The following is a 20,164-nucleotide window of genomic DNA, read 5'->3' as shown; positions in this document are numbered from 1 at the left end:
TCTTTTCATTTAAATAACATTGCGCAATTGAATTTCAGACCGTTCTATTTCCGATTTGGCTCAACCAAACCAGACCAATAAGCGCTGAAAGCGTGGTTCCCACCATGATTGCGATCTTGGCGCTGTTTTGCAGGTCAAGATCTTTGAAAGAAAGCGATGCTATAAATATGGACATGGTAAAACCGATACCGGCGGTAAAACCCAGTCCTGTGATATGTTTCCAGTTTAATCCTTTTGGCAAACTGGCCAGCTTCACTTTAACCGCAAGCCAGGACATTCCGACGATGCCTAAAGGCTTTCCAATAACAAGGCCAAGAATAACCCCAAAACTCAGGTTTGAAACCAATAGTCCTGAAATGTCCCCCGGAAGGATAATGGCAGTATTGGCCAGTGCAAAAACCGGCATGATCAAATAGTTCACCGGCTCATGAAGTGCGTGCTCCAGCTTGCTTATTTTATGCAGCGGAATCGTAACTGCCAGTAAAACACCGGCAATGGTCGCATGAATACCCGATTTAAGGACGAAATACCAAAGGATCGCCCCGGGTATCAGATACCAGATCGTCGACTCTACCTTGAAATAATTCAGCAAACACAAAACCAGCAAAACGCATCCGGCATACAAAAGCATATCCGTTTGAATGTTGGAGGTATAAAAAACGGCAATAATCAACACCGCGATCAAGTCGTCAATCACCGCCAATGCCGTCAAAAATACTTTTAAACTAAAAGGAACGCGGTCGCCCAGAAGAGACATAATACCCAGTGAAAAAGCAATATCCGTAGCCGTTGGAATAGCCCATCCATGAGACGAAGGCCCTGTCCTGTTTAATGAAAAATAGATAATGGCCGGCACCATTACACCACCCAGCGCAGCCAATGATGGCAACAATGCTTTCTGTACCGAGGCAAGTTCTCCGCCCAGCACCTCACGTTTGATTTCAAGCCCCACAAAAAAGAAAAAGATCACCATAAGCCCATCGTTGACCCAATGTTCAACACTTTTTTCCAGCGGGCCAATGTGTAATTCCTGATGCCAAAAAGCGATATAGGTCTCTCCGGTTTCCATATTCGCCCATATCAGCGAGATTGCCGTAGCGACCAGCAGGAGAATGCCTGATAAGCGCCCTGTATCGGCCAGATCTTTGATCGGGTTAACCAGTACCTTCCTGATTTTACTTTCTTTGCCTCCGTTCGGGTTTAACTTCTTTTTATGTTCTGCCATTGAATTTTAGATAGAGTCAATAAATGTGGGATTAGCTGGAATGATCACAAACGATGACCCACTTTCCCTTCATTTTTTTCCATAGTAAGGTATAATGTCCGCCGATATCTCCTTTTTCCGGGCGGGTAAGATGCCATTTACCTACCAAAAAAGCGACGTCCTTTGCCGGAAAAGTCAGATTGACGAACTCAAATTTGAGGGTTCCCATAGAGGCACGGTCCGGATAACGTTTCAGATAATTCTCGTATGTTTTATTATAACCGTAGGTTACGCCAGCCTTCCCGACAAACATCAGAGAATCGGATTCCCAGTATCCATGCATGAAAGATTTAACATCACCCTTGTTCCAGTCGCCGTTCTGACGGTTCAGGATGGCATAAATTTCATCGCGGTCCGCTTTTGACTGCGCCATGGCAAAACAGCTGATGGATAATAGAAATAGCGTTAACAGACAGTTTCTCATATTTTTTACGGATTTTTGTAAAATGTTTCTTTCGTTTAAAGATACAGTAAAGATTCTTTCTGAAAGATATTTGGCGGTATTTAAGTCCGCAAGCGATATTTAAAATAAACCAACTGGTTTTATGAGCAAATTTGATGATATATTTAAACGGCTGGATCGGCAAAAATATCCCTTTATCGATGGCTTGTACTATCTTTTCATAATCATTTTCATAGGCATTCTCTTCTTATTTTTCGCTTAACCCGTGGCTGACTCTTATTTATTTATCATTAACCCAAGTTCAGGCACTTCCATCGGACAGCAACCTGAAAAGATTTCCCAGGCCATTGAATCCTTTGTAGAAAAGAGCGGTGGACAATCACAAATTATCTTTACTGAGGGAAGAGGGCACGCCACAAAACTGGTTAACGAAAATATAGACAAACAAAACTGGAAGGCTGTTGTAGCCGTAGGTGGCGACGGAACAGTCAATGAAGTAGCCAAAGCGCTCGTGAACCGCTCGACCCCGCTGGGAATACTTGCACTGGGATCAGGAAACGGTCTGGCGCGTCATTTAGGCTTACCGCTGACACTGGATGCCGGCCTGAAACAGCTTATTTCGGGTTCTGTTAACACCATCGATAGCGCAGAACTGAACGGGATTCCATTTTTTTGCACGGCCGGAATGGGGTTCGATGCTTATGTAGGTTATTTGTTCAGTCAGCAAAATTCGCGTGGACTGGCTACCTATGTAAGTGTTTCGCTGAAATCATACTGGAATTATAAACCTCAGACCTACAAGCTGAACGGAAAACAAATCGAGGTGTTCTCACTTTCATTTGCAAACGCGGGACAGTTTGGAAACAACGCCTGGGTGGCTCCGCAGGCCAGTTTGTTTGACGGACTGCTGGACATTTGTACCATTAAACCGTTTCCGACATGGTATGGCTCTAACCTCACCTACCGGCTTTTCACCAAACAATTGAAACCATCGACCTATATCTCTTACCAAATGGCGCAGGAAGCTGTTGTTGAAGCAGAGAAACCGCCTTTGGTACACTACGATGGAGAGCCGTTGCAACTTGATACAAACCGTATCGAAATCAAGATCAAACCGAAAAGTTTAAGGGTTATCGTTTAACCCGCTATAAATCAATTCTCAATCTCCTTATGTCTAAAAAGAACCGCTCAGGAATCATTTATTCTACCAATCCTGATTTTGAGTATTCTGATTCAAGCCAGGATGAAGCAGAAACATTACCACCGGCACAGCAGGATTTGCGTGTCTGGCTGGATAGAAAAGGTGGTGGAAAAGTCATTACCGTTGTGAAAGGCTTTATCGGCACGCTCGCAGACCTGGAAACACTTGGCAAACAGATAAAAGTATTATGCGGAAGCGGAGGCTCCGTAAAAGAAGAAGAAATCCTGATCCAGGGCGATCACCGCGAAAAAGTGATTACCTGGCTGGTGGGGAAGGGATATAAAGCGAAGAAAGCGGGAGGATAATTAATTTTGAATGATAGAATGATAGCATGAGTGAATAAGATGGCCCAATCCGACATTCTATCATTCTATCATTCACTCATTCAAAATTAAAGCGCCTTCGTCGTATCAATCTCAGTCGGCTGCTCTGGCTGTACTTTTGGGAAATTGGTTGGGTTTTGCTGTGATGCTCCGCCTGCCAAAACTTCTACGTTGGTCACAAAAAACTTGGTGTCCCCGTTCCACGGAAGTGTAAAGAATTTTTCTTCATAAGTCAATGAAACCCGGTGACCACTGGCAATAGCCTCTTCCAGTTTCGAAATCGCATCTTTATTTTTCCCGCTTACTGAAAACGTCCATTCCGATGCATTCAAAGAGCCGTCGCCTTCATACAAGCCGCCCATTTTAAGCTCCCCTTCATAGGTTTTAAAAACGTATCCTTTATTGCTAAGCCGTGTGATAAACCCGCCACGCTTACCTTCACTGTAATAACCAAAAGTTAAATAATACAGGACTCCGAAAACAATTGCCAGGAGTACAAAGAGAATGACCCATTTACGCATGATTAGTTTGTTAGTTAAAAGATGTGTGATTTTTAAAGCAACTTCGGAAAACCGAATGATTTTTCCTATTCCCTACTTCGCCCGGATCGCAATTACAGGATCCATGCGGGCTGCAAGCATAGCCGGAATAATCCCCGAAAGGATGCCGATAACGCAGGAAACCCCTAGGCCAAGCATTATATTTCCGGGTGTCAGAATAATCACCAATGTCCCCAATTGCATGAAAGAAAGTAAGTATACAAGAAATATACCAACCAACCCTCCCACCAAACTTAACATGATGGCTTCAAAAAGAAACTGAAAGAGAATTGAATAATTTTTTGCCCCAAGCGATTTCTGGATGCCGATCAGGTTCGTCCGTTCTTTTACCGAAACAAACATAATATTGGCAATACCAAAGCCACCCACCAGAATAGAAAAACTACCTATAACCCAACCCGCCAACGATAACACGGCAAATAGCCCCGATACCGCCTGAGCCGCAGCTTCCGGTCTGTTGATCGAAAAATTATTTTCTTCCCTTGGTTTAATCCCGCGTTTGGTCCGCATCAGCCCGATCACTTCCGCTTCCACCTCTTTCATTCCCTCATCATTCTCAAATCCCTTTACGACAATATCAGGATCGGGTCTGCCAGACTGGAACATTTTTGCAAATGCCCCATAGGTGATCAGGCATTTTGTGTCGGGATTTCCCCCAAAGTCAACCAGGCTCTCTCCTTTTTTGACCTGAACCCCAATGACTGTGAATTTATCTCCATTGAGTTTGAAAACCTTTCCTTCCGCAACCTGATTAGGAAAAAGTGCCTCGGCAATATCGGCCCCGATGATAGCCACATTACGCGCATTGGTTGTTTCAAGCGGCATGAAATAACGGCCGGTTTCAAGAGGTACGTCAGAAATCTGATTGTACTCATAAGAAACACCCTGGATCAAAGCATCAATACTGCTTGATCCGTTTTTCAGGGTAATATTCCCTCTGAAATCCATCACCGCCACGGCGCTGGCGTTTTCAAGATTATCGTATAAATATTTGTACTCCGCGTTCGATGGGCTCGGCCATTGGAAATATTTCCACCACTGATATTCCCCACCAAAACCCCAGGGCCATTTTTGAACATATAAAACCTTTTCGCCAATCGCGCTCATACTGTCACGGATACTTTTTTCCAGCGAATCAACGATGGTAAAAACAGCAACGATCGCAAAAATACCAACCGTTACCCCGAGTAGAGACAGCGTGGTTCGGGTGATATTGGATCGCAATGCCTGCCATGCAAACCGGAAGCTCTCGTAAATCTGCCGTATAAGTTTCATAATAGCGCGTTAGCCTAAATTTCTGATCAGGGACTTATTATTGAGTTCGAAAAGTTAACTGTAAAGTGCCGTGCTCAGAAATAAATTAGTATAAAAGGTATTTTGAGCGTTTGAGCAGTTTAATAACCTGTAAGTTATGCGAAAATTCTCATAAATAACTTCAAATATCCACGTTGATGCAACACCTCTTCTGAACATTCATTAAATTACATTTACAATCTTTGACTGTCAAAAAATGAACCTACGTTACACGTTAATCTTTTCCTTCTCGCTGTTATCCGGCCTTGTGGCAGCCCAGCAGCCTGTTAAAGAGTCAAAAGGCTTCTATCAGTTCCTGACCGATGATCCCAATCAAAAACCATTTTACAACGACCGCCAGGGTGTGTTTGCTAAAAATGGTGTTGTAGCCTCCGCGCATCCGGAAGCATCGAGGGTGGGTGTGGAAATTTTAAAGGCAGGCGGAAACGCGATTGACGCTGCCGTGGCGGTTCAGTTTGCATTGGCGGTTGTACATCCTTCTGCGGGTAATATTGGCGGCGGCGGATTTTTGGTTTTCAGAGATAAATCGGGCAAAAGTTTCAGTATCGACTTCCGCGAAAAAGCGCCCATAAAAGGCGACCGGGATATGTTTCTCGACAAAGACGGCAATGTCATTCCGAAACTCAGCATTTTAGGCCGGCTCGCATCAGGCGTCCCCGGCTCTGTGGATGGCATGGTAGAAGCCCACGCAAAATATGGCAAAATGCCCTGGAAAGATATTTTACAGCCTGCAATTGACCTCGCCAAAAAAGGGGTGATCCAGACAGACCGCGAAGCACGTGGACTGAACGCGGTAAAAAAAGATGTCGTCGCACTGAATCCGGGCAGCAAATATTTTCAGCGCGCCGATGGAAAAGACTGGGCAGCCGGCGATACCCTGATTCAGAACGATTTGGGCAACGTACTGACCCGTATTCAGAAAAAAGGCAGAAAAGGATTTTATTCCGGGAAAGTCGCTAAACTGCTTGCCAGGGAAATGAAATATAAAAAAGAAGGGATCATCAGTAAAAAAGACCTCGTCGAATATCATGCAAAGTGGCGTGAAACGATTACAGACAGCTATAAAAACTACAACATTATCACGATGGCTCCGCCATCCAGCGGCGGTATTGCGCTGATCCAGCTTTTGAAACTTACGGAACCTTATCCATTGAAAAAATGGGGATGGCACAGCGACTCAACGGTGCAGGTGATGATCGAAGCAGAAAGACGGGTTTACGCTGACCGCGCCAAATTTCTGGGAGACCCGGATTTTGTGAAAATTCCACTGGCAACACTCACAAGCAAAAACTATCTTGAACAACGCTGGAAAGATTTCTCTTTCGATAAGGCAACAGAGAGTAAAAATGTTAGCGGCGGTGTTTTTCCGGGTTATGAAAGTACCGAGACTACTCATTTTTCGGTAGTCGATAAGGAAGGCAATGCAGTTTCGGTCACTACGACCTTGAATGGCGGTTATGGCAGCCGGGTTGTGGTGAAAGGTGCAGGATTTTTCATGAACAATGAAATGGACGATTTCAGTGTAAAAGCAGGCGCACCAAATATGTATGGACTGATCGGAAACAAGGCAAATGCCATAGCACCAGGCAAGCGGATGCTTTCTTCCATGACACCAAGCATCGTAGAAAAAGACGGCAAGTTATTGATGGTGGTGGGCACGCCAGGCGGCTCCACGATTATCACATCGGTTTATCAAACCATCCTCAACGTGCTCGAACATGGTATGACCATGCAACAAGCCGTTAACGCCTTCAAATTCCATCATCAGTGGCTGCCGGACAAAACGGTTTTTGAAGACGGCGCTTTTACTGAAAACACCATCAAAAAACTTCAAAGCAGAAGTTACAATATTGAAATACAGCGTAACTCCATTGGTCGCATGGATTGCATCCTGGTTTTGCCGGACGGAACACTCGAAGGTGGTTCCGATCCTCGCGGCGATGATACCAGTCTGGGTTATTAAAACTTATCGGGTCAGTTCTTCGATCAGCTTTGCATGCTGTGGAAAACTGGCCCTTAATGTTTCCCGTTCGGCCATTTCAAAATCTGCAAAATCAAAACCGGGAGCAACCGTACAGCCTACCAGCGCATATTTGCTGCCGGACGCAGGACGTGAGGCAAACCAGGTGTTAGCCGGCACCACAGCCTGAAACGTCTCACCTTTATCAGGATCATCACCCAGCCTGATGACATCCAGTTTTCCGGAAACCGGGTAAATTACAAATATTTCCAGCGCCTCTCCCTGATAGAAATGCCACATTTCATCAGACTTGATCCGGTGGAATGCGGAAAAATTATGTTTTTCCAGCAGAAAATAAATGCCCGTCGAAAAAGAACGGTCACCGCTGAAACCTTCCGGCAAAGCTTTCTGAGGAATATTTTCGAATGACCTGTACGTTTCTGCATAAAACCCGCCTTCCGGATGTGCCGTCAGATTGTATTTCTCGACCCAGTAACTTGCCTTTTTCATTTTTTCTGAATTCAATGTTAACTAAAAAGTGAGCACACGGATACCGGCCTTTTCAATTTCCTCGGTATCATCCGTTTTTTTATTGGTAATCATCACATCGAGCGCATTCAAGGGTGCGAACTGGAAATACTTATCCTTCCCCACTTTGGATGCGTCACAAAGCAAGTACGAAATGGCGGAATTGGCAAACATCGCCAGCGTAATTCCGGCTTCAATCTCACTGAAAGCACTCAGCCCGTTTTTTACCGAAATCCCGTCCACCCCAATAAAGGCCCTGTCCGCTTTGTAACGGCCTATATGTTCCTCGGCAATGCGACCGTGTACGGCCTGCCTCTCCGGATCTATTTCACCACCAACCAGATTAATTTTCACCGAAGAATTCATCAGCTCATAAACAACTGGCAGCGAATTGGTAATAACGTGAATTTTTTTGTTTCGTATAAACTGGCACAACCTGAAAACCGTACTGCCGCAATCCATAAAAATAATGTCGCCCTCCTGAATTTCCTTTGCGGCCAGCCGGCAGATATTATCCTTTTCTTCGACATTGATTGCTGCTTTATTGGCAAAATGAAAAGGTGTTTTTGTGAGTTCCACTTTCATGATCCCGCCATGGGTACGGTAAACCAGCCCATCCGCTGTCAGAACAGTCAGATCACGTCGTACGGTAATTTCCGAAATCGCCAGCTCGTCCGCTAATTCCTTGACAGTGACCTCACCCCGCTCTTCCAGAATATTTAAGATTATATTTTTTCTCTTTTGAAAATTCATAAGTTATTGTACATTTGTTCAAAAATAATCAATTACAATCAAAAACAATCATTAGCCATGAATAAAAACATCAACCTGATCTCAGAAGAAATTCTCTCCGATAACTGGTACACGCTGAGAAAATTTACTTTTGATTATCAACTCGCCGACGGAAGCTGGGAACGGCAGTCGAGAGAAGCGTACGACCGCGGAAACGGTGCCACCATTTTGTTATACAATAAAGAAAAACAAACGGTTATTCTTACCCGACAATTTCGTTTACCGACTTATACCAACGGAAATCCGACCGGCATGCTCATAGAAGCCTGCGCGGGATTGCTCGATAAAGATAATGCAGAAGATTGCATCAAACGGGAAACGGAGGAAGAAACAGGGTATAAAATTAAATCGGTAAAGAAAATTTTTGAAGCGTACATGTCTCCGGGCTCCGTGACTGAAATACTTTATTTCTTCGTTGCAGAATATTCGGCTGACATGAAAGTAGGTGACGGTGGTGGCTGCGAAACGGAACAGGAAAATATTGAGGTAATGGAAATTCCTTTCAGCCAGGCGATTCAGATGGTAACGTCGGGCGAGATTAAAGATGGAAAGACGATCATGCTGCTGCAATATGCGCAGATTCATAGCCTCGTTCAATAAAAAAGACAGAAGAGAAATTTTCCCTTCTGTCCATTTTACTTATAATTATTGCGCCGAAGGCGTTACAGAAGCAACATCGCCACTTTCTGTGGTGGTACCAGCCGTAGTGGCTCCACTTGTGAATTTATCGATCAGGTCTTTCAGAAACTTTTCAGCGTCCGGGAAATTGGATTTCAATGCTTCCGAACCCTTCGTTTTCAATTCCTGAAAATATTCCGGTGCTTTATCCACGGCGCCTTCTGCCTCGGCTTTCAGATCGCTTGCTTTCGTTTTCAAATCTTCAAGAAGTTTTTCTCCTTCCTCGGTCTGAAGATATTTATGGGCTGCTACTCCGGCTGCTGCGCCAAGAATAAAAGTGGCCAGATGTTTTGCGTTAATGCTCATTTCGCTATGTGGTTCGTTGATTGATAGGTGAATATACAATAAATCAGTAACTTATTGACCTTCAAATATCGTTCCAGCTTACTTAATCTCAAAAGCGGCCTGCATCCGGTAATTGATCTTTATTTTTTGATACTGCACATCACTGTCCTGCACCGCGTCCGCTGATTCTGCGGCTGCATACATACGCACATTGGCCTTTGCAAACATCGGCTGCGGGTAGTTGATGTTATCCTCAACTTCTCTGATTTCCAAAACCTGTCCCAGTTTCTGGTCCACGGCTTCCAACAGATAAGTGGCCTTATCCTTGGCTGCTTTCAAAGCATTGATCTTCACCTGCTTCTTGAATTCCTCTTTTTTAGAGTGATCTACACGTGCGATGTTCGCATACTGCACACCACGGCTCTCTACTTTTGACAAGATTCCGTCCAGTTTGTCGGCGCGGTCTACTTTCAGTTCATACTGTTTACTTTCCAGGAACGTAGCCGGTTTTTTCTTTTTATCGGTATAATTCTGATACCCTCCAACGCCAACGATCGACAGACTTTCTTTCGGCAATCCCGCATCGGCAATGGCCTTCAAAAGTTGTTTTTCCAACGTGGTGATGATCACCTTATCCTTCTGGTTTTTTTCGTCATTGAAATATTCTCTCAATGAAATATTGAAATACAGCTCGTCGGGAGTGACCTCAATTTCGGCAAAACCCGCTACTTCTATTTTTCTGGTTGGAGGCGTTACGGACACAGTGGCTGTTTGTGAAAAAGTTGGAAATAAAACAGCTCCCATTAAAAGCGAGCTCAAAAGAATTACTTTTTTCATGGCTGAAAAATTTAATAAATTAAAAAAGTTGTTGATAAAATTGCCTGAGCCTTTATCCCGGTAAAATGTTCTCCGGAATGTAAACTCAAAGTTTAGACGCAAAAAGGATGCAAAAGGTTTAAATGGCCTGCAATAAAGTTAACCAGGCCTCTTTCACTTTGTTGACCGTCAACAGCTTCCGTGCATGCTCGTGCAGCAGATCCGGGAGGTATTGACAGCCATATTTTGCCTGTTCCAGGATTTCAGTCATTTCTCCGGTTTTAGCGAATGCATCGATCTCGGCCGTATCGGGCAGGCAGAGAACGCTTCCCAGTTGTCCTAAATTGTTCCCCGACAGAATTTTTGAATTCCGGATACGCTCAGGCATCGCATCGACGCCAATCCCCATCTGCGGGCGCGCTACTTCGAACAAAGCATTTTCATTGGCCCGCGCATACCAGTCATTGCCAAGTCTGGCGATCCAGTCGGTCCGGCGCTGATCAATTTGTCCATGTTCGTCCATAAGCTCCTCAGAAAAATGTGCCAGGACCACTTCTGCCAGAATCAATACCATCGATCCATGTTCCCTGATCTCAATGACCTTACATTCAAGCTGAACCGGAGATTCTTTGACACGTGGCGGCCGGATGCGTTCAGAAGGCAATGGCGTAAAACCAGCTTTTTCAAATTCATTGACGCCACGCTCAAACTCTGCACTGGCCAGTGAAATCTGCTGTACCATGTCATAAGTTACCAGATTAACAACAACTTCTGGTATCTCAAAAATATTCAGGGCGGTATCTTTGTAGGAATTATCACGGCCACGCCGATTGGGTGCAAATGCTACAATGGGCGGGTCAATACCCATGTAATTGAAAAAACTGAACGGGCTTAAATTAACATTCCCGGCCTTGTCAACCGTACTGGCAAATGCCACGGGACGGGGCGCAACCGATGCCGTCATGTACTTATAAAATACGCGCGAACCCATTTCCGCCGGATCGATTGTTTTCATATCAGGGTAAATGATTTATATAAAATCAGGGTGTGCTGACAAAATTTCACCTCGTACTTCTCCAAAACCCACTTTTATACCATCGCGTTCTGCAAATCCACGAATAATCACTTCGTCACCATCTTCCAGAAATATCCTGTTAATACCATCGTTTAGGTTCAGCACCTGCTTACCTCCCTGTGTCGCTTCCAGAAGACAGCCGGCTCCTTTTGGACCGGGCATACTGATTGTCCCGGTTGCCAATAAGTCGCCCACATTCAGGTTGCAGCCCGTTATCGTATGATGTGCGGTTTGTTGATTGATATTCCAGTATAGGTGTTTGGCATTGGTCTCGGTAACCACCGTTTCTACGTGTCCTTTCGGCTGAATCGCTGCGCTGAGGCGGATATCAAAGTTTTTCAGACCGGTTGTTCGCAAATAACACATCACCTCCGGCACTTGCAGAGGACTTTCCACCCGAAACGTTTCCAGCGCATCCATCGTAATAACCCAGGGAGAAATGGAGGAGGCAAAATTTTTACTTGCAAAAGGTCCCAGAGGCTGGTATTCCCAACGCTGGATATCCCGTGCCGACCAGTCATTAAAAAGTACAACGCCAAATATATATTCCTCAGCCTCCGAAGCAGTCACCGGTTTCCCCAGTTCGGAATTTTTCCCGACCACATAAGCCAGTTCCAATTCAAAATCCAGGGCTTTTGTAGGACCAAAAACCGGATAATTCGAGGTTCCCGGTTTTGTCTGTCCCAGCGGACGATGTATGGCTGTTCCTGATAAAATAATAGAAGATGCCCTGCCATGATAAGCAATCGGCATGTGTTTCCAATTTGGCATGAGCGGATTCTCGGGTCTGTAAAGTTTCCCGACGGCCGTTGCGTGCTCTTCACTGGAATAAAAATCAGTATAATTCCCGATCTTTAAGGGCATATGCATCCGGGCAGCATCCTGTCTGACTAAAACCCTGGAAGCCATTTGCCGGAACGGAGAATTTTCATCCGTCAGCCATTGCTGAATCATCGAACGGATCGTTTGAGTCTCCGTTCGCCCCAACGATATAAGATCGTTGAGTGTCTCCTTTTTGAAAACAGCCGCTTCGATTTCAAGAGTTTTGAAAAACCCAAGCTCGTAAGCGGCTGTCATATCCATAATCCATTCACCAATAGCCACACCTACCCGCGGTGCTCCCGACTTCGTGCTAAAAATCCCAAATGGTAAATTGTAAAGCGAAAAGTCGGACTGGGCCGAAACCGGCAGCCAGGAAGCACGGTGTTGCATAAAACTCAGGTAAAGTTATTGTAGATCGAATCCATGATCCGTACAAAATGCTGATAGTCTGCCTCATCCAGATCGCCCCACCCTTTGTAACGGATTTCAGCAACGATCGGGAAGGCTTCGTTATATGTTTTTTCACCTTTTTCCGTAAGAAAAAGATTGAATTTACGACGATCCCCAACAGCCGGGGTACGTTCAACAAGCCCTTTTTTTTCGAGCAGATCAACAATCCGGGTTACAGTCGGTGGATCTTTAAAGGTAAGCTCGGCCAGTTCATTCTGGCTTATTCCTTGTTTGCGAAAAATATGGTCAATAAGCACCCATTGATCGACAGTTAAATCAAAGCCAGCTTCATTTAACTGTTTCTGCAATGCGTTGCGAATTTTTTTTATAGTCGTGTCTATTTTAAAAAAATAGGCACGTTGATCGGAATGATGGGTCATAATAATTCAATAAGAGTACCAATACGTTTATACAGCATACTAATATAAGGCAACCCAACTATTCGTCTACTAATAATTGAATAATATTTATTGAATAAATTTTAACGAATCAAACCATTTCTACAAATTTGTCTAATAATTTCTCAATTTCAGAAACAGATTCGTAAAGCTGGTCGTAAGAGTCGATCACAAAGTAATGATCCTGATACCGGTCAATGTGGTAGGGAGTAGCCAATAAAGTGGCCGTATCAAAGTTCAGTTTTGGTACTTTTTCGCTCAAACAGTAAGCGCTTTCTCCTGCTGACGAGATGATCCCGCCTCCATATATTTTCAATTCCCCGCGCTCTCTGATTAAACCAAATTCAACGGTATACCAGTACAACCTGGAAATCTGCGCCAGCGCATTTTCATTTTCGATAAATCGCAGGGCGACATGGCTCAGATGTTCGATAAAGTCGCAAAAGGGTTGATTGCTCAATAAAGGCACATGCCCGAAGGTATCATGAAACATATCCGGCTCTTCCAGATATTCCAGCTGTTCGGGTTTCCGAAGCCAGGTTGACGCCGGAAATTCCCTGTTACTTAAATGGGTATAAAACTCTTTGTGTGGAATCAAACCCGGGACCACATACACCTTCCAGTTGGTCAGCGCCTGTAAACGTGGATTGGTCTCTTTCCTGAAATCAGGGATATGATCCGTAACAAACCCTACCTTATCAACGCCTTCAAGATAAGTCCGGCTGGCTATCGAGGGCAAAACATCCATTTGCCGTTCAAATAACAATTTCCACATCCTGTGGTCAGCCTCCGAATATTTTTGATAATCCTGGTCCATGGTTTTCAAAAATAAGTTTCTCTGTTTTCGCGGGGCTCACAACGTTCCCCTGAGCATTTGTTCGCGTTCAATGGCCTCGAACAACGCTTTGAAATTCCCTTTTCCAAAAGACTTCGCGCCCTTCCTCTGAATGATTTCAAAAAAAAGTGTCGGCCGGGGCATAATAGGTTTTGTAAAAATCTGAAGCAGATAACCCTCGTCATCCCGATCGATCAGTATACCCAGCTCACGGAGTTTGTCAATTTTTTCATCGATATAACCCACCCGTTCGGCAAGGTTTGCATAATAGGTTTGTGGAATCTGCAAGAACTCAACACCCCGGTTCCGAAGTTCGGTAACGGTTTCAACAATGTTATCCGTCGCAACGGCGATATGCTGCACACCGGGACCGCCGTAAAAATCCAGATATTCTTCTACCTGGGATTTCTTCTTTCCTTCGGCCGGCTCGTTGATCGGGAACTTGATCCGTCCGTTTCCATTGCTCATTACCTTGCTCATCAGCGCGGTATATTCGGTGGATATTTCCTTGTCGTCAAAAGATACCAGTTGCTGAAAACCCATCACATCGGCGTAGAAATTAACCCAGCTGTCCATTTCATGCCATCCCACATTCCCGACCATATGGTCTACGTAACGCAATCCTACCGGTTTGGGAATATAAGCAGGATTCCAGGCCACAAATCCCGGCAGAAAAACACCGTCATATGCCTTCCGCTCCACAAAAACATGGACGGTTTCACCATAAATATGGATTCCCGAACGAATTACCGTACCCTTCGGATCTTTTTCAGTAACGGGAGCCAGGTAAGAAAGCGCCCCACGACTTATTGTTTCCTCATATGCTTTTTTGGCGTCATCAACCCATAAGGCTATGACTTTAACGCCATCACCGTGACGGTCTATATGCGTACTTACGGGCGTTTTACCGCGCAACGGAGAGGTCAGCACAATACGGATTTTGTCCTGCACCAACACATAGGATTCCCGGTCGTGAAGCCCCGTTTCCAACCCTGCATAAGCCAAAGGCTGAAAACCGAAGGCAGTCTGAAAATAGTGCGCCGACTGGAGTGCATTACCCACATAAAATTCAAGGTAGTCAGTCCCGTTAATCGGCAAAAAATCGGGTTGATCACCTGAAACAACTTCTTTCTGATCCAATTCCTGTATTTCCATTGCTTTGAATAGTTATAGACACTACCGAATATTTTTTCTATTGCACGCCAGTGAGTTACGGTTCCAGCCAGCTCTGATAATATTTACCATCATCGATACCCATTGCCGCTTCTGTCACCATCAACGGCCGGAACGTATCCACCATCACCGCCAGCTCCTGTGTTTCCTTTTTACCGATGCTGCGCTCGTAAGCACCCGGATGCGGCCCGTGCGGAATCCCTCCCGGATGCAGCGTGATATGCCCCTGCGCAATGTCATTCCGGCTCATGAAATCCCCATCCACATAATATAATACCTCATCCGAATCAATGTTACTATGGTTATAAGGTGCAGGGATGGCCAATGGATGATAGTCGTACATTCTCGGACAAAAAGAACAAACGACAAACGCATCGGTCTGGAAGGTTTGGTGCACCGGCGGCGGCTGATGGACACGCCCCGTGATCGGTTCAAAATTATGAATCGAGAATGCCCAGGGATAGTTATATCCGTCCCAACCCACGACATCAAACGGATGTGTCGCGTAAATGACGGGATGCATTGTGTTTTGTTTTTTTATTTTTACCAAAAAATCACCCTTCTCGTCATGCGTTTCCAGGTTCCGCGGTAAAATATAATCCCGCTCGCAAAATGGCGACTGTTCCATCAACTGGCCGAAATGATTCCGGTATCGCCTGGGTGTATAAATCGGCGAATGCGATTCGAGATAAAAAAGGCGGTTGTCTTCCGTGTCAAAATCGATCTGGTAGATCACACCGCGAGGTATAACAACGTAATCGCCATATTGAAATGGTATCGACCCAAAAGATGTCCGCAGCCTGCCACTGCCCCGGTGAACGAATAACAGCTCATCGGCGTCGGCATTTTTATAAAAGTAGCGGGTCAAAGAATGTCTGGGCGCGGCCAACCCTATGGTCAGATCGCGGTTGACGAGCAACGGAACCCGGCTGTCGAGATAATCACTTTCAGGTAAAATATTGAAACCAATCAACTTTCGCATCATCAGGCTGTTGCCACTGGCAATTTTGGGAGTAACGTCATAGGGTGAAAGCAAAGATTTCACCTGTGTTGGCCGGGCAACATGATACAGCAGTGAGGACATTCCTTCAAAACCAATGGTACCAAAAACTTCTTCATAGTACAACCCTGCTCCTGCTGCTTCCGGTTTGCGGAACTGGGTGTGGCGCTTCGCCGGAATATTCCCAAGTTGATGATAGATCGGCATTTTTCTTTCAGTTTACATACTGGAAATTATGTCTCTACACTAAGCTGTCAAGTATTTAGAATCAAGAAAATTTTATATAGTTGTTTTAATAACAATTATATAAACAATTTAATATTTAAACAAATATTTGTATTATTTTGTTTTTGTAAGAACATAAAAAAGCCCCTGACAAATCAATGTCAGAGGCTTGGAATTATTTTATCTGATAAATCTATGCAGAATTTCTAGCCGCATTGATAATACCGAACATCGCACGCATGATAAGCTGGTTGTAGGTTTCTACATCCACAGGCAATGTTTTAGGATCCTCGGCCAGCATTTGCAGCGCATATTGCTGGATCGTGATGAGCGGTAATACAATACGTTCACGGATTTTGATCGATACTTTCGTCACGTTATTGCTGTCCAGCAATTCCTTTTGTTCCGAAACTTCAAGCAATAAATCCAGCGTCAATTTGAACTCAGCGTACATTTTATCCCAGAATTCCTGATACTCCGGCTCTTCACGAAGATATTTGGTTGCCGGGAAAAATGCTTTCGACAAAGATTGCATCGAGTTCTCGATCAGCGTACGGAAGAAAAGTGATTTCTTATACAACTTCTTGATTGACTCTTTTTTACCTTCCTGCGATAACTGCTGGATCGACGTTCCAAATCCGTAGAAGCCCGGAACATTTTGCTTCATTTGCGCCCATGAACCCACGAATGGAATGGCACGCAAATCTTCAAATTTCAACCCTTCATCTCCATTGCCACGTTTCGTCGGACGACTTCCAATATTGGTTTGTCCATAAAAACGAAGCGGCGTTTTCTTATCCAGATATTTTACAAACATCGGATGGTTTTTCAGGTCAAGATAAGAATCGTAAGCAGCAGCTGCCATTTCTTCAAGCAAATCTTTGTCCTCAGGGCTTAATTCTTCCTCTTTTCTGTTGCCGCGGAAAAGGTGATTTTCAAGACCGGCTGTGAAAAGTCGTTCAAGATTGTACATCGCCGTGGTCACCGTTCCATAGTTAGAACTGATCGTCTGTCCCTGTACAGTCAATTGTATTTCTTTGTCTTCAATATCTTTTCCAAGTGACGAATAGAAGTTGTGGTTGTTTCCACCGCCACGCGCCGGAGGGCCTCCACGACCGTCGAAGAAGGTCACTTTGATCCCAAACTCACGCGACACTTTTGTCAGCTCTTCTTTCGCACGGTAAATAGACCAGTTTGCACGCAGATAACCACCGTCTTTTGTACCATCTGAGAAACCAACCATGATCGTCTGGTGATTTTCACGTTTCGATAAATGGGTGCGGTAATAGTCATTGGTATAAAGCGTACGCATGATTTCAGGCGCATTGGCCAAATCGTCTACCGTTTCAAACAACGGCACTACATCCAGCGCCAGATATCCGTTTTCGTCGGCAATCAGGTTTTTCGCAAGCGAAACCACCTCCATCACATTCAGTGCAGACGTGTTGTTGCTGATCACATAACGGTGGGCACCCTGCTCGCCATTAAGTCCCTGAATCGTTTTGATCGCGCTGATGGATCCAAGAATATCCTTCGTAAGCGGATCTTCATAATCTTCAATACGCAAAGGAATATTGAGCGAAAGCAGAAGATCTATTTTCTTGCTCTCATCCCAGTTCTGGTAATCGCTGTATTTCAGCAACGGGATTTTCTTCTCAAGACGTTTCAAAATATCTTCCCAGGCTTTACCGTGTTTACGGCTGTCCTGACGAACGTCGAGACTGGCAAAGAAGAAACCGAAAAGATTTAATTTCAGAATAAAGTTATCCAGAAGTTCAACGAACAAGCCCTGGTGTTTGTCCACAAGGACCACTCTGGCTTTCAGAAGTTCGTCGATCAGCTCCTGCGCATTTTCATATCCTTCTTCCGTCGGTCCGAAAATGGTGCTGTTCATTTTGCGTTCTGCCAGTGAAATAGCATCTTCAACACCTTTGAAAGTTAATCTGCGTTTCAGGTTACGGATATCACGGTAATAGCCGCGAAGCAACGTCTCGCGCAGACGGTCTGCCACCTGCAACGTAGTATCCGCATTCACAAAAGGGTTACCGTCCCGGTCGCCTCCCGGCCAGAAGCCCAAACGGAAAACATTCGGATAAGGCCAGTCGTGTGCGCTCATGCCCAGTCCGTTGATCAGTTTGATCAGAATGGCAGGAATGGCATCGTAATATACATTTTCAAGGAACCAGCATAAACTCACCGCCTCGTCAAAAGGAGTGGGTTTTTCGTGATTGATAAAGGCTGTCTTTCCAAGCTGAAGAAGCAACTGATTGACTTCTGTAAAATCATTTACTTTGATTGCATCTTCCAGGTCATTGATAATGCCCAGCACTTTTCCTGAATAAAACTGCGTCGGGTGTGCGGTTAACACGATCCTTACACTGAAATCATCCAGTTTATGTAAAAGTTTTTTTCGAAGAGATTCATTATCCAGACGGTCCGTCAGATAAGTTATTGATCCTTTCCCGTTCAATTCATGCGTCTGGTCAAAAGCAGCATCTTCTACGGAATCAAATAAAACAACCTGCCTTTCAATATATTGAATAAAGGCAAACAAAAGATCGGTACGTTCCTTTGGGGTAGCAGTTTCAAGCAATTCTTCAAAAAAATGTTCGATGATCTGCTTGGGTGACTTCCCTTCCTGGAATCCTACTTCACTCTGCTGGGTGAGTAACGGAAGTAACGAACCTGTCTGAAAAATACCCCTGTAAGGTAAACTCAGGAAAAGGCTATTAAAAATATTGTACTTCGTAACTACTGCGTCCTGGAAACTGTGATTCATATGGAGTGACAAAATTTTATTTTGAGACCGGCAATTTGAAACAAATATACCTGAAAAAAATCGGTATCAGGCCTTCGGATGGGCCTGCTGGTGTGTTTTTTTAAGTTTTTCTATCGAGTTATGAGTATAAATCTGAGTAGCCGCCAGATTTGCGTGACCAAGTAACTCTTTAATCGCATTCAGATCCGCACCGCGGTTTAGCAAATGCGTGGCATAGGTATGACGTAAAACGTGAGGACTTTTTTGAGATAAGGTGGTAACGCCTGAAAGATATTTTTTAACCGTTCGCTGGATAAACACCGGATAAGCAGCCTTCCCGGAATCTGTTAGAATAAGCGCGTTGGTAGGTTCTTCGGGAGACCGCTGCGTGAGATATTCTTTTAAAAACCCCACCAGCAAAGTGGAAACAGGGATCAGCCGTTCCTTTCCTCTTTTTCCAGTCACGCGGACAATCCTGGCTTCGAGTTCGAGGTCTTTTATTTCCAGATCGATCAATTCAGAAAGTCGCATTCCTGTCCCATACAGGAGTTCCATGATAATCCGGTCACGATATCCGGCAAAATCATCGGTAAAATCTTCCGAGATAAAAAGTGACTCCATGGCTTTCTCGTCCACAAAAGCAGGCAACTTGCGTCGCATTTTCATCGAGGATAATATACCGGAAGGATCTTTGGTAATATATTTTCTCCGACGGAGAAATCCGTAATAGGATCGTAACGAAGCCATCTTACGATTGATAGAAGTCGGGTTTAACTTCTCTTCCATCAAACTGACGATCCATGAGCGAAGCATCACCGGTGTAGCAGTTTCAGGCTTGTCCAGCTCATATTGGAACAACAAATATTTTCTAAACTGGTCCAGGTCAGTGCGGTAAGAAATCACCGTATGTTCACTGGATCGTTTTTCAAATGCAAGGTATTCCAAAAAGGGCTCTATCATACCTCTAACCTACAAAAAAGGGTTGTCTAATACAAGACAACCCTTTTTTATATGATGTTGGTCAGGATATAATTATCCCATCCTACTTTCAACAGAAAAACAATTCAAATGAACTAGTCTTCCAGGTGACCGTAAGTTTTTTCTTTATATACCGCACGCAAAACTTCGAAACGACGCTTTACAGATGGCTTTTCGAATGCGGTACGAGAGCGAAGCTGACGCATAGTGCCGGTTCTCTCAAATTTCTTTTTGTAACGCTTCAATGCGCGATCGATCGATTCGTTGTCTTTGATGTTAATAATAAGCATGCTTATAAGATATAATGTTCTTTGAACTGGTTTTCT

Annotated in this window: 21 protein-coding genes; 4 read left to right on the top strand and 17 right to left on the bottom strand. The window is 44.5% G+C overall.

What is annotated here, in order from left to right; genetic code table 11:
- Positions 1-34: 34 nt before the first annotated feature.
- Complete coding sequence (gene nhaA / locus M1L62_RS09830; RefSeq protein WP_254412866.1) at positions 35-1,225, bottom strand: Na+/H+ antiporter NhaA; 1,191 nt, start codon at positions 1,223-1,225, stop codon at positions 35-37.
- Between the two features lie 31 nt (positions 1,226-1,256).
- On the bottom strand, positions 1,257-1,688 hold the full coding sequence (locus tag M1L62_RS09825) for a YybH family protein (protein WP_254412865.1): 432 nt from the start codon (positions 1,686-1,688) through the stop codon (positions 1,257-1,259).
- 244 nt (positions 1,689-1,932) lie between these two features.
- Between M1L62_RS09825 and M1L62_RS29555 the strand changes: the two genes are divergently transcribed.
- On the top strand, positions 1,933-2,808 hold the full coding sequence (locus tag M1L62_RS29555; RefSeq protein ID WP_254412864.1) for a diacylglycerol/lipid kinase family protein: 876 nt from the start codon (positions 1,933-1,935) through the stop codon (positions 2,806-2,808).
- A gap of 29 nt (positions 2,809-2,837) precedes the next feature.
- Complete coding sequence (locus tag M1L62_RS09815; protein WP_254412863.1) at positions 2,838-3,173, top strand: translation initiation factor; 336 nt, start codon at positions 2,838-2,840, stop codon at positions 3,171-3,173.
- Between the two features lie 86 nt (positions 3,174-3,259).
- Here the strand turns inward: M1L62_RS09815 and M1L62_RS09810 are convergent, their stop codons facing one another.
- On the bottom strand, positions 3,260-3,712 hold the full coding sequence (locus M1L62_RS09810) for a DUF8785 domain-containing protein (protein WP_254412862.1): 453 nt from the start codon (positions 3,710-3,712) through the stop codon (positions 3,260-3,262).
- Positions 3,713-3,784: 72 nt separating this feature from the next.
- Entirely contained in the window at positions 3,785-5,026 is a 1,242-nt protein-coding gene (locus M1L62_RS09805) for an ABC transporter permease (RefSeq protein ID WP_254412861.1), read from the bottom strand.
- Between the two features lie 235 nt (positions 5,027-5,261).
- On the opposite strand from M1L62_RS09805, the gene ggt reads away from it, so the two are divergent.
- Complete coding sequence (ggt, locus tag M1L62_RS09800; protein WP_254412860.1) at positions 5,262-7,028, top strand: gamma-glutamyltransferase; 1,767 nt, start codon at positions 5,262-5,264, stop codon at positions 7,026-7,028.
- Between the two features lie 3 nt (positions 7,029-7,031).
- On the opposite strand, the gene M1L62_RS09795 is transcribed toward ggt, so the two are convergent.
- Both M1L62_RS09795 and M1L62_RS09790 read right to left on the bottom strand, forming a co-directional pair.
- Positions 7,032-7,535, bottom strand: a complete 504-nt coding sequence (locus tag M1L62_RS09795) for a cupin domain-containing protein (protein ID WP_254412859.1) — start codon at positions 7,533-7,535, stop codon at positions 7,032-7,034.
- Positions 7,536-7,556: 21 nt separating this feature from the next.
- Entirely contained in the window at positions 7,557-8,306 is a 750-nt protein-coding gene (locus M1L62_RS09790) for a DeoR/GlpR family DNA-binding transcription regulator (RefSeq protein WP_254412858.1), read from the bottom strand.
- 57 nt (positions 8,307-8,363) lie between these two features.
- On the opposite strand from M1L62_RS09790, the gene nudK reads away from it, so the two are divergent.
- Positions 8,364-8,945, top strand: a complete 582-nt coding sequence (gene nudK, locus M1L62_RS09785) for a GDP-mannose pyrophosphatase NudK (RefSeq protein WP_254412857.1) — start codon at positions 8,364-8,366, stop codon at positions 8,943-8,945.
- A 45-nt stretch (positions 8,946-8,990) separates the two neighbouring features.
- Here the strand turns inward: nudK and M1L62_RS09780 are convergent, their stop codons facing one another.
- The 11 genes from M1L62_RS09780 to rpsU form a co-directional block, all read right to left on the bottom strand.
- A complete protein-coding gene (locus tag M1L62_RS09780) occupies positions 8,991-9,329 on the bottom strand; it encodes a YtxH domain-containing protein (protein ID WP_254412856.1) in 339 nt (112 codons plus the stop codon).
- A gap of 78 nt (positions 9,330-9,407) precedes the next feature.
- Positions 9,408-10,145: an SIMPL domain-containing protein gene (locus M1L62_RS09775; protein WP_254412855.1), complete on the bottom strand. Its 738-nt coding sequence runs from the start codon at positions 10,143-10,145 to the stop codon at positions 9,408-9,410.
- Between the two features lie 118 nt (positions 10,146-10,263).
- Positions 10,264-11,139, bottom strand: coding sequence for a flavin reductase family protein (locus tag M1L62_RS09770; protein ID WP_254412854.1), 876 nt, complete (start codon positions 11,137-11,139; stop codon positions 10,264-10,266).
- A gap of 15 nt (positions 11,140-11,154) precedes the next feature.
- The gene (gene fahA / locus M1L62_RS09765; RefSeq protein ID WP_254412853.1) at positions 11,155-12,411 is read right to left on the bottom strand and encodes a fumarylacetoacetase; all 1,257 of its coding nucleotides are present in this window, start codon (positions 12,409-12,411) and stop codon (positions 11,155-11,157) included.
- 5 nt (positions 12,412-12,416) lie between these two features.
- On the bottom strand, positions 12,417-12,851 hold the full coding sequence (locus M1L62_RS09760; protein ID WP_254412852.1) for a MarR family winged helix-turn-helix transcriptional regulator: 435 nt from the start codon (positions 12,849-12,851) through the stop codon (positions 12,417-12,419).
- A gap of 109 nt (positions 12,852-12,960) precedes the next feature.
- Positions 12,961-13,686 (bottom strand): phenylalanine 4-monooxygenase, encoded by a 726-nt coding sequence (locus tag M1L62_RS09755; RefSeq protein ID WP_254412851.1) that lies wholly within the window; start codon positions 13,684-13,686, stop codon positions 12,961-12,963.
- A gap of 36 nt (positions 13,687-13,722) precedes the next feature.
- Positions 13,723-14,859 carry a 4-hydroxyphenylpyruvate dioxygenase gene (gene hppD / locus M1L62_RS09750; RefSeq protein WP_254412850.1) on the bottom strand — a complete coding sequence of 379 codons (1,137 nt, stop codon included), beginning with the start codon at positions 14,857-14,859 and terminating at the stop codon, positions 13,723-13,725.
- Between the two features lie 55 nt (positions 14,860-14,914).
- Entirely contained in the window at positions 14,915-16,084 is a 1,170-nt protein-coding gene (locus tag M1L62_RS09745) for a homogentisate 1,2-dioxygenase (protein ID WP_254412849.1), read from the bottom strand.
- 211 nt (positions 16,085-16,295) lie between these two features.
- Complete coding sequence (locus M1L62_RS09740; protein WP_254412848.1) at positions 16,296-18,881, bottom strand: phosphoenolpyruvate carboxylase; 2,586 nt, start codon at positions 18,879-18,881, stop codon at positions 16,296-16,298.
- Between the two features lie 66 nt (positions 18,882-18,947).
- Entirely contained in the window at positions 18,948-19,820 is an 873-nt protein-coding gene (locus M1L62_RS09735; protein WP_254412847.1) for a phage lytic cycle repressor MrpR family protein, read from the bottom strand.
- A 113-nt stretch (positions 19,821-19,933) separates the two neighbouring features.
- On the bottom strand, positions 19,934-20,128 hold the full coding sequence (rpsU, locus tag M1L62_RS09730) for a 30S ribosomal protein S21 (protein WP_090336895.1): 195 nt from the start codon (positions 20,126-20,128) through the stop codon (positions 19,934-19,936).
- Positions 20,129-20,164 lie beyond the last annotated feature (36 nt).

It is taken from the genome of Dyadobacter diqingensis, from assembly GCF_024220585.1.
GTDB lineage: Bacteria > Bacteroidota > Bacteroidia > Cytophagales > Spirosomataceae > Dyadobacter > Dyadobacter diqingensis.
Note: the sequence above shows the minus strand (reverse complement) of the source record. Positions and strands in the feature narration are given on the sequence as shown.